We start from the raw sequence: 10,720 nt of genomic DNA on the forward strand, positions 1-10,720 counted from the left end.
GGCCGATGACGACGTTCGCGCACGCGGGCGCGCGCACCAGTAGCCTGCTGATCCCCGAGACGCCCGACCTGGGCCGGATGCGTCGCGAGACCGGGACTCGGCTGCGCTCGGCGATGGCCGAGCGCGGCGTCGATGCACTGATCCTGTTGGGCAACAGCGCGGTGGTCTATGCCACCGGAACCAGCTGGCCGCTGGGTGATGCAGGCCTGTCCTATGTGGAACGGCCGGTGGCCGTGGTGCTCGCCGGGGATGAATGGCCGCATTTGTTCCTGCCCTTCCGCGAGGGCGCTGCGTCGGAGTCGGATCTGCCCGCCGACCATCTGCACGGGCCGCTGTATCTCGAATTCGACGAGGGTGTCCAGGATTTCGCGCGCTTGCTGGCCGACCTGATTCCGGCGCAGGCGGTGATCGCGGTCGATGAGTGCACCGGCGCCATGTCGCGCGCCGCGAAATCGTTGTTCCGCGGCGGTGCGCCCATCGATGCCGCGGCCATCGTCAGCGCCGCGAAGGCGGTGAAGACACCGGACGAACTGTCCTGCATTCGCACCGCCATCCGGATCACTGACGAGGCGATGGTCGAGGTTCAGAAGCGCCTCGCCCCGGGTGTCCGCCAGATCGACCTGTCCGCAAGCTTTTTGCGGCGCGCCTTCGAGTTGGGTGCCACGGCCAGCATGCTGGAACCGATCTGGCAGGTGATGCCGCCGAGCAAGGCCGCCGGCGTATGGACCACACACGGCGACCTGGCGCTGCCCCTGCTGAGCACCGAGCGCGAACTGGCCGAAGGCGACGTGCTGTGGACCGATGTCAGCATCACCTACCACGGTTACTGTTCGGACTTCGGACGCACGTGGATCGTCGGCCGGGACCCGTCGCCGCGCCAGCAGGCGCAGCTCGACAAATGGTTCGCGATCATGTCCGCCGTGCTGGGTGTCGCCAAGGCCGGCGCCACGGCGGCGGATCTGGGCCGGGCCGCCATCAACGCCAACGGCGGTAGCAAGCCGTGGCTCCCGCACTTCTACCTGGGTCACGGCATCGGTGTGAACGCGGCCGAAATGCCGATGATCGGGACCGATCTCGGCCAGGAATTCGACGAGAACTTCGTCCTGCAATCCGGCATGGTGCTGGTCTTGGAGCCCGTGGTGTGGGAAGACGGCACCGGAGGTTACCGCAGCGAAGAGGTCCTGGTAATCACCGAGGAGGGCTGGATCCGATTGACCGACTACCCCTATGACCCCTATGACCCCTATGGCTCCCATGTCAATTGAAGTTTGCCCTGACGATCGCGCGCTGCGCTCGGGCCGCCGCCAGCGTGTGCTGGATGAGATGGCAGCGCACGACCTCGATGTCCTGGTCCTCGGCCGCCAGGCCAACGTCCGCTACGTCACCGGCGCACCACAGTTGTGGGTCGCCGGAACCCGGCCGTTCGGCCCGGCCTGTGTGCTGGTGCGCGCGACAGGGGCGATCCATCTCCTCAGCACCTGGGACGAGGGCATCCCCGACGACATCCCACATGAGAACCTGTACGGCATCTCGTGGAACCCGATGAACACCATGTCGGCGCTGCGGCGCATCGACGGCGCAGCCACCGCCCGACGTGTTGGAACCGACGCGATATCACCGGTTTTCGCACAACTGCTGCCGACGGCGTTTCCCAATGCGGAGCTCGTGGACGGCGAACTGGCGATGCGGGCCGCCCGGCGCATCAAGACGGCCGAAGAAGTGGTTGCGTTGCGGGAGGCGATCTCGGTCGCCGAATCGGGTTTGGCCGCCGCCGTTTCCGAACTGCGGCCCGGGGTAACGGAGCAGGCGCTGGCCGGTGTCCTGCTGGAGGCGGTCGCTGCCGGCGGCGTGAGTACCCCGTCGAACCAGGATGTCGCGTGGGTGACGTCACCCGATCATCCGTGGCGGCGGGCAACCGGTGACGGCCGGGTCAAAGACGGCGACCTGGTGGCGTTTTCGGCCGGTGTGCTGGCCGGTGGTTACATCGGCGAGGTTGGGCGCACGTGGCCGGTGGGCGCCGTGCGCGGCGCAGCCACCCTGTATCGACGCTGGGACAGCCTGTGGGGCAGGCTGCGGGCCGCATGCCGTCCGGGCGCCGCCGCGACCGAATTGCTGGGGGCCTACCAAGCCGCCGGTGAGGCGCCACCGCCGATGCCGGTGGCCCGCGGGCTGGGCATGGGCTTTGACCCGCCCGTGATCTCAACGCACCTGCCGGCGACCGCGACCGGGGAACGGTTGGATCCGGGCATGGTGCTGGCCGTGACGGGCTACGTCTGGGAACAGGGAATCGGTGCGGTCTTCGGGCGGGAAGCCGTATTGATCACCGCCGAGGGCTCCGAGGTACTGACCGACAGTCCTGCTTGGCGCGAATAGCCATGGACGGCAAGCCTAAACCTCCGGCGGAGGAGATCGTCAGGTACCACAAGGACGCTGAGACCCGCATCGCCACCATCACGTTCGATCGACCGGGCCAACTCAATGCGCCCACGATCGCCGCCAGGCTGCGCTACGCCGACCTGTTACACCGCGCCTCCATCGACGACGAGGTCAAGGTCTTGGTGGTCCGCGGGGCCGGCGACGATCTCGGCTCGGGTGCGGATCTGGTCGAGGAAATGGCGGCGCAGAACTCCGCGGACCCGAAGCACCGGCTCGCCGAGTACCGGATCGGCGACGACGAAATCAGCTTTCCGCCCGAGGGTTCGTTTCGGCGGGGTGCCACCCTGGGCCAGTGGTACGCCAACCCGAACTCGGGGATAAGGGGCTTGCAGGACTTCAAGAAGATCAGCATCCTCGAGGCCAAGGGCTACTGCTATGGCTGGCATTTCTACCAAGCGGCCGACGCGGACCTGGTGATCTCCAGCGACGACGCGCTCTTTGGGCATCCCTCCTTCCGGTATTACGGCTGGGGGCCGCGAATGTGGTGGTGGGCGCAGACGATGGGGATCCGGAAATTCCAGGAAATGGTGTTCACCGGAAGGGCTTTCACCGCCGCGGAGATGTACGACTGCAACTTTCTCAACAGCGTGGTCCCCAGAGCGGAGCTGGAAGCGGAGGTGCAGAAGTACGCGCTGGCCTGCGCGCGCAATCGCCCCACCGACACGGTCTTCATGCAGAAGGTCTTCTTCGAGATCATGAAACAGTTTCAGGGCGAGTACATGGGCAGCATGCTCAGCGGATTCTTCGGAGTCGATGGGCAGTGCCGTCCGACCCGACGGCGGCGACTTCATGCTCGGTGATGCCATCGACCGGGGTCTGGCCCCGGCGGTGAAAGACAACGATGACAAGTTCCCCCAGGAATGGCGCCTGAGCAAGAAGGGACGCAAGAGCGGGGGCGCCAAGAAGGAGCCGAATCGAAAGCGGAAGCGGTAGTGGCGGAGTCCACCATCGAGCCACCGCTGGCCGGCTATACCGTGGTTGAGCTATCCACCGGAATCGCAGGCGCCTACTGCACTAAGTTGCTGGGCGACGGTGGAGCGGACGTCGTCAAAGTCGAGCCGCCCGAAGGCGATCCGCTGCGCTCCTGGTCAGCCTCTGGCGCCGCCATATCGCCCGGCGGCGACGGGGCGTTGTTCAGCTTTCTGGCGGGGTCGAAGCGCAGCGTCGTCGCGGATACACAGCTCGATGTCGACGTCGAGCTGGTCGACAGGCTGCTTGCGGCCGCGGATGCAGTGGTGTGGTCCGCCGGTTCGAGAGTCGCGGCGCACCCCGAGTTCGCACCCGCGGTCATGCACCGCCGCCATCCGCACCTCACCGTCATGTCGATCACGCCGTTCGGACTGGAGGGGCCCTGGCACGATAGGGCGGCCACGGAATTCACGTTGCAGGCATGGTCTGGCGGGATCGTCGGCCTCGGACGTGGCGAGGCGGACCGCGCACCGGTGTTCGTGGGAGGGCAGGTCGGCGAGTATCTGGCCGGGGCCTACGCGAGCGCGGCCATGCTGGCTTCGCGCCACGGCCGGAGCGACGATGGCCCGGGCGAACTCCTCGACCTGTCGATGCTGGAAACGCAGATCCTTTCCCTCACCTACTATCCCGTCACCTATTTCGAGATGCTCGGGCGGCCCTGGCGGGACGCGCGCCGCGTCACCGTTCCGGGTGTGGCGCGCGCCAAGGACGGACTGGTGGACGTCGGATGCGGGACCGCGCAGCAGTGGTTCGACTTGTGCGCGATGGTCGGGCACCCTGAATGGATCGACGAGGACTCATCGCTGACGATCACCGAGCGGGCCAATCTCAATGCCGACGAAATCTACGCGTGGTTCGAAAGCAACACGGTCGACGAGATACGCGAACTCGCAACCGCCTTCCGAATCCCCAACGCCCCGGTGGCCAACGGTGCCAACGTCGCATCGCTCGACCAGTTCCGCGAGCGCGGTTCGTTCGTCGAGAACCCGGGTGGCCGCTTCCAGCAGCCGGGCCATCCCTACCGGATGACGCCCGCGCGGCTTCGCCGGCCGCAACCCGCACCGCGGCTGGGCGAGCACACGGCGCAATACCGGACCGCAAAATTGACGCCCCGGCCCGTGCCCACCGGAGACGGGAATCGGCTGCCCCTGAGTGGGATTCGCGTGCTGGACATGACGACGTTCTGGGCCGGCCCCTGTTGCACCCACTTTCTGGCGATGCTTGGTGCGGAAGTCATCCATGTGGAATCGACCCGCCGTCCGGACGGGACCCGGCTGATCGCGGGGGTGCCCGTCAGCGAGAGCCAGTGGTGGGAGAAGTCGCCGATCTTCGCGGCACTGAACACCAACAAGAAGGGCCTCACGCTGGACCTGCAAAGCCCGCGCGGCCGAGATCTCCTGCGCCGGCTCATCGCGACCTGCGACGCGGTCGTGGAGAACTTCACGCCCCGCGTGCTCGACCAGATGGGCCTTGATTTCACCGCGGTCCAATCGATCAAGCGCGATGTCGTGATGGTGCGGATGCCCGGCTTCGGACTGGACGGCCCATGGCGCGACAACCCGGCATTCGCGTATGTCATCGAGGCCGCGTCCGGATTGACGTGGCTGACCGGATACGCCGACCGCACACCGTATGACCCGTACTCGATCGGTGACCCGAATGCGGGCATGCATGCCGTGAATGCCTTGCTGCTGGCGCTGGAGCACCGGCGCCGCAGCGGCGAAGGTGTGTTCGTCGAAGCGGCGATGGTGGATGCCGCGCTCAGCATCGCCGCCGAGCAGGCCATCGAATATTCCGCGTACGGGGCGTTGCTGGAACGCGCGGGCAACCGGGGACCGACGGCGGTGCCGCAAAACCTCTACCGCAGCAACGACATCGACGAGTTCGGCCGGCCCGACAGCTGGGTCGCGGTCGCGGTGAGCACCGACGAGCAGTGGAAGAGGCTGTGCGCCGCGATCGGGTCACCCCGATGGGCAAGGGATCCCAAGCTGGCCAGCGCACGGGGCCGGAAAGAGCATGAGGACGCCATCGACGAACGGTTGGCCGCGTGGTGTGCGCGACGCAGCCGCGACGAGATCGTCGCTACTCTTTGGAGCGCCGGCGTTCCGGTGGCCAAGGTCATGCAACCGCACCGCCAAACAGAACTGGATCAGCTGGCGTTTCGCGGCTTCTTCGAGGAAGTCGACCACCCGGTCAACGGCCCGGCTAGGCTCAGCACCGTGCCGATGAGGCTGTCCGCGGGGCTGTCGAAATTCCACACCCAGCACGCGCCGCTGCTGGGGCAGCACAACCATGAACTGCTGGCCGAGCTGGGGTTGGACGGCGCGGAAATCGCCGACCTGGAGGCGGACGGCGTTATCGGTTGCGCACCGGCGATGTGACCGACGATGGCAATCGATCCCTCGGACATCATGCTTACCGGCCGGGTGGCGGTGGTCACCGGCGGGGGGGCGGGCATCGGTCGCGGCGTCGCGGCCGGTCTCGCCGCCTTCGGTGCGACAGTGGTGATCTGGGAGCGCGACCCGCAAACCTGTGCGCAGGCCGCGGAATCCATTGGCGCCCTGGGCATCGTGACCGATGTCCGGGACAGCGGCCAGGTGGACGACGCGCTGCAGCGCACGAACGCCGAACTCGGCACTCCGACGATCCTGGTCAACAACGCTGGAGGGGTGTTTTCGTCACCGCTGCTGGAGACCAGTGAGAACGGTTGGGATGCCCTCTACCGGGCCAACCTGCGCCACGTGCTGCTGTGCACGCAGCGCATCGCGAGGCAGCTGGTGGCGGCCGGCGTCGGCGGCAGCATCGTCTCGGTGACATCGATCGAGGGGGTGCGCGCCGCACCGGGCTACGCCGCGTACGCGGCGGCCAAGGCGGGCGTCATCAACTACACCCAGACCGCGGCGCTCGAACTGGCGCCGCACGGCATCCGGGTCAACGCGATCGCGCCCGACATCACGCTCACCGAGGGGCTGGCGCAGCTCGGCGGCGAGGCGGCGCTGACCCGAATCGGCCACGTGGTGCCGCTGGGCCGCCCGGGTCACGTCGACGAAATCGCCAGCGTCGCAGTATTTCTCGCATCCGACATGTCGGCATACCTGACCGGGCAGACTTTGCACGTCGACGGCGGCACCCACGCGGCGAGCGGTTGGTATCACGACCCGAAAACGGGCGAGTACCGGCTTGGCCCGTCCGGCTAGTGGCTCCACCCTTCGGCGGCCTGATCTGAGAAGGTGCGGTCGATGCGATCGAACCTACGACGGATCGACGCGCGGGCGGCTTCGTGCGGCAACACATACAGGCGGTTGGCCAGAATCGCATCCGCCGTCAACCGGGCGACATCTCGTACACCGACGCCCTCGTCCTGCGTCGGTAGCGTCCCGTCCGCCGCCTCCGGCGAAGACGACAGCCCGTAGTCCGCGCCCCGGATCCGTTCGGAGTTGGAGACCAGCTTGGTCTCCACCACCATCGGGCACAGCACCGAAACACCGATGCCGTCATCCTTGAGCTCGCGGGCCAGCGTTTCGGCCAGGCCGACCACGCCGTACTTGGCGACGCCGTACGCCCCGAGGCCGGCGTTGGGAACCAGGCCGGCGAAGGACGCGGTGAACGCGAGGTGCCCGCCCGTGCCCTGATCGAGCAGCCGCGGCAGGAAGGCCTCGACGGCGTGGATGTTGCCCCACAAGTCGATATCGATGACCCAGCGCCAGTCGTCGTGGGTCATCTGCGCGATCGGGCCCGCGACCACGATGCCGGCATTACTGAAGACCACGTCGACGCGGCCGAGCAGGCGAAAAGATTTCTCCGCGAGGTGAACCATTTCGCTGAGATGGCGGACGTCACACACCACCCCGTGCGCGTCGAATCCCCCTGCGCGCAGGTGGGTTACCGCCTCCTCCAGGCCGGGCTGATCGACGTCGGACAGCACCACGCGGGCCCCCCGGCGGGCGAATTCGGTGGCCGTGGCCAAGCCGATGCCACTGGCACCGCCCGTGACGACCGCTCCGCGACCTTCAAATCCGGCAATTCCGTTCACAGACCGGATGCTACTTAAGGCAGCTACCCGCATCGATGGGCAGGGTCACGCCGGTGATGTAGCGGGCTTCATCGGAGGCGAAGAACAGCACCGCGTTGCTGACGTCGATCGGCTCCACCCATGGAATCGGCAGGGTGTGGAACAGCTGGCAGATCGGCGCCATGTCGTCGGGACCGGGATTCTCCAGGTCCGGGCGGAACATCTTGAAGGTGCCCTCGTTGTGCAGCATCGGTGTCTTGACATGGGTCGGGTGTACCGAGTTGACGCGAATCATGTGCTGTCCCAACTCAACCCCGAAGGCGCGCATCAACCCGACGACACCGTGCTTGGCAGCGACATAGTGACCGGTGTGGGGGTAGGCCTTCAGGCCGCCGACCGAGCTGGTCAGGATGATCGAACCGCCCCTGCCGCCCGATAACAGATGCGGTACACCGGCTTTCACGGTTTTCCACACCCCGGCCAGGTTGATGTCGATCATCTCGGTCCAGTCTTCTTCGCTGGTTTTGTCCAGAGTGTCGCCGCCGTTGCCGATCCCGGCGTTGGCCACGATGATGTCGAGCCGGCCGAGTTGTTCGACGCCGCTGTCCACGGCGGCTTTCAGCGCCCCATAGTCGCGCACGTCGACCTCGGCGGTGACGATCCTGCGGTTGTGTCCCTTGACCAGGTCGGCCGTCTCGGCGAGATCCTCGGGCGTCGAAGCCGGGATCGCGGTGTCCGTCACGCCGTCGCGGATGGGCTTGCAGATGTCGATGGCGATGATGTCGGCACCCTCTTGCGCCAACCGCACCGCGTGGCTGCGGCCCTGGCCGCGCGCCGCTCCGGTGACGAAAGCGACTTTGCCCTCAACACGTCCGGTCATGGCTACCTCAACTCCTGACTAGTGATCGCATGCCTCAGCGTGAACAGCCGATGCCGCGTGCCCCCGGCCTGTGCACCTCGCCGCCTTTGCACTCTGTCACCACCCGCTCTTGGGTGTCAACGGCGAATCCGTTTTGGCTATTTGTGATTCTTAATATTAGAGAATCGGATTCTCAGCAGCAAATGACGTGCGGTATTTGATCACGTCCAGCATGGGTGACGGCGCAGCGGGAATCCGCTAGCCGACGAAGCCGCGTGAGCAGAAATCCCATACCTCTTCGCTGGTAATGGGATGGACGGTCGCGTCGTCGGAGCCGCCGCTGGATTGCGCGATGAACATCACAGTCTGCATGGTCATCGCGGCCATCCGCTTCGCGTTGACGCCCGCGCGCAATTTGCCGGCGTCATAAGCCGCTTCCATCAATTCGGTGAGCAAAGCCAACAGGGGGGCATGCGCCACCTTGACCTCGGCGGGATGGGTAACCAGCAACCGTGGCGCAAAGTCGGTGAACAGCGGGCGCTTAGCGGTCGGATCCGGACGGGAGGCCTCATACAAAAGTTGCACGGCCACCTTCAGCCGCTCCAGCGGATCGGCCTGGCTTTCCGTGGCGGCGCGAATCTGGTCGGCGGACCGGCTCAAGGCGTCCTCGAACAGCGCCAACAGCAGCTCGTGCTTGCCGTCGAACTGCAGGTAGAAGCTGCGTAGCGACTGGCGGGAACGGTCGACGACCTCCTGCACGGTAAAGTCCGTGGAGCCCTTCTCGATGATGATGGCCTGCGCGGCGTCGAGGAAGCGCTGAACGCGTTGCGCGGCTCGCAATTTCGCCGTCTTGATCGACCTCTCGACGGCGCGCTGCTTCCAGGCGGGCTCTTCGCTCGGGCTGGTCACGGCCGGCTCAGCTGATTGCCGCGCGGGGAGAACATGATTGGACTGTACCGGAGAACGCCGTGACATCGCTGCGCTCGACCCCCTCACGGATCATGTGTCGGAGATTGTAACTTTCTCGTCATGAGAATACTATTCTCTTAGACGTGTGTATGGAAGCGTAATCACAAGAGCGAACCGCGCGGTCGGCGGAAATCGTGATCTACCGACATCCGGCAGTGCTCACGACCGTCCCGGGGAGTCGCGTGCAGCTCACCTTTGACGCCGACGTCGAGGCGTTCCGTTCCGAATTCATCGCCTTCCTGGCCGCGCACCTACCCACCGACGCCGAGGCGTTCGAGCGGCCACGCTCTAGCTCGCACGTGCCCGAATGGGCCCGACGCTGGCAACGGCTGTTGTTCGACAGCGGATGGCTGCTTCCCGGCAATCCGCCCGAGTTCGGCGGACGCAACGCCACGCTGTTGCAGCAATACGTCTACTTGGAGGAGCTCGGACGGCGGCGCATCTATCAAAGCTTCAATCCGCAAGGCGTGGGCATCATTGCGGCCTCGTTGCTGACCTTCGGCACACCCGAACAGAAGCGGAAATGGGCGGTGCCGATTCTGCGGGCCGAGATCACCGCGGCGCTGGGAATGAGTGAACCCGGGGCCGGCTCCGACCTCGCATCGCTGAAAACACGTGCGGTGCTTGACGGTGATCACTTCGTCGTCAACGGGCAGAAGGTGTGGACGTCGGGCGCCCACGATGCCGACGTGCTGCTGACCTTCGTGCGCACCGATCCAAAGGCGCCGAAGCACAAGGGCATTAGCGTGTTGCTGATCCCGACCGATACACCGGGTGTAGCGCGCCGCCCGTTCGCGTCGATGTGCGACAGCGACGAAGTCGACTTCAACGAGGTGTTTTTCACCGACGCGCGGGTGCCGACCGAGAATCTGGTGGGCGAACTCAACGGGGGGTGGCGGGTGGCCACCGGCTCGCTGGGACACGAACGCGTCATGCTCTGGATGGGATACGTCGACCTGTTGCACGAATTGAGCATCGATTTCCGCCCCTCGAGCGCGCTGGAGCGAGATCGCTACGCCACCCTGGTGATGGACGCCCACGCGCTGCGGCTCCTGGGGTCCGCGGCGTTATCGCGGGCCGCTCGCGGTGAAGAGGACGTACCTGCCCAGTCGGTGCTCAAGCTGTTGGGATCCGAAGCCCTGCAACGGGCGTCCGAGGACGCGCTGGACGCCGCGCACGCGGACGGGCTGGTGTACCGCGCGGTGACCGCTCCATTCGCCCCGCTGAACCTCGACAGCCATTACCGCAGCTGGTTCGACCGATACGCGCGCAGCTTCGCCGCGACGATCGCGGGCGGCACGTCGGAAATTCAGCGGAACATCATCGCCGAGCGCGTGCTGGGGTTGCCCCGGAACTAGTGGTGTGTCCTGTATTTAGCTGACTTTTTCGAGTGCGATCCGTCCGCGCGCAACCTTGGCGAGGATGGATTCGGCGGTGGCGGTCCATACGTACGGTTTGGGGTCGTCGTTGTGGGC

At 66.1% G+C, this 10,720-nt stretch carries 8 protein-coding genes and 1 pseudogene; 6 read left to right on the top strand and 3 right to left on the bottom strand.

The features are described from left to right. Positions 1-5 precede the first annotated feature (5 nt). The 5 genes and pseudogenes from H7J89_RS08050 to H7J89_RS08070 all read left to right on the top strand — a co-directional run bounded on the left by H7J89_RS08050 (position 6) and on the right by H7J89_RS08070 (position 6,602). Complete coding sequence (locus H7J89_RS08050; RefSeq protein WP_264040765.1) at positions 6-1,265, top strand: M24 family metallopeptidase; 1,260 nt, start codon at positions 6-8, stop codon at positions 1,263-1,265. Continuing rightward, a complete protein-coding gene (locus H7J89_RS08055) occupies positions 1,255-2,373 on the top strand; it encodes a M24 family metallopeptidase (protein WP_264040785.1) in 1,119 nt (372 codons plus the stop codon). Before H7J89_RS08050 ends, H7J89_RS08055 begins: the two co-directional genes overlap by 11 nt. Positions 2,374-2,375: 2 nt before the next feature. Next, positions 2,376-3,369: pseudogene (locus H7J89_RS08060) on the top strand (enoyl-CoA hydratase/isomerase family protein). Continuing rightward, on the top strand, positions 3,369-5,786 hold the full coding sequence (locus tag H7J89_RS08065; protein ID WP_264040793.1) for a CaiB/BaiF CoA transferase family protein: 2,418 nt from the start codon (positions 3,369-3,371) through the stop codon (positions 5,784-5,786). Before H7J89_RS08060 ends, H7J89_RS08065 begins: the two are co-directional and overlap by 1 nt. Positions 5,787-5,792: 6 nt before the next feature. Beyond that, positions 5,793-6,602 carry an SDR family NAD(P)-dependent oxidoreductase gene (locus H7J89_RS08070; RefSeq protein WP_264040801.1) on the top strand — a complete coding sequence of 270 codons (810 nt, stop codon included), beginning with the start codon at positions 5,793-5,795 and terminating at the stop codon, positions 6,600-6,602. Here the strand turns inward: H7J89_RS08070 and H7J89_RS08075 are convergent. The 3 genes from H7J89_RS08075 to H7J89_RS08085 all read right to left on the bottom strand — a co-directional run bounded on the left by H7J89_RS08075 (position 6,599) and on the right by H7J89_RS08085 (position 9,185). Continuing rightward, positions 6,599-7,429, bottom strand: a complete 831-nt coding sequence (locus H7J89_RS08075) for an SDR family NAD(P)-dependent oxidoreductase (RefSeq protein WP_264040883.1) — start codon at positions 7,427-7,429, stop codon at positions 6,599-6,601. The two genes, H7J89_RS08070 and H7J89_RS08075, sit on opposite strands and share 4 nt — an antisense overlap. A 19-nt stretch (positions 7,430-7,448) precedes the next feature. Next, positions 7,449-8,297, bottom strand: a complete 849-nt coding sequence (locus H7J89_RS08080) for a mycofactocin-coupled SDR family oxidoreductase (RefSeq protein ID WP_264040808.1) — start codon at positions 8,295-8,297, stop codon at positions 7,449-7,451. Between the two features lie 237 nt (positions 8,298-8,534). Further along, complete coding sequence (locus H7J89_RS08085) at positions 8,535-9,185, bottom strand: TetR/AcrR family transcriptional regulator (protein ID WP_264040817.1); 651 nt, start codon at positions 9,183-9,185, stop codon at positions 8,535-8,537. A 242-nt stretch (positions 9,186-9,427) separates the two neighbouring features. Between H7J89_RS08085 and H7J89_RS08090 the strand changes: the two genes are divergently transcribed. Next, on the top strand, positions 9,428-10,603 hold the full coding sequence (locus H7J89_RS08090) for an acyl-CoA dehydrogenase family protein (RefSeq protein ID WP_264040826.1): 1,176 nt from the start codon (positions 9,428-9,430) through the stop codon (positions 10,601-10,603). The last annotated feature ends 117 nt before the right edge of the window (positions 10,604-10,720 follow it).

The sequence above is a fragment of the Mycobacterium paraffinicum genome, assembly GCF_025822865.1.
GTDB lineage: Bacteria > Actinomycetota > Actinomycetes > Mycobacteriales > Mycobacteriaceae > Mycobacterium > Mycobacterium paraffinicum.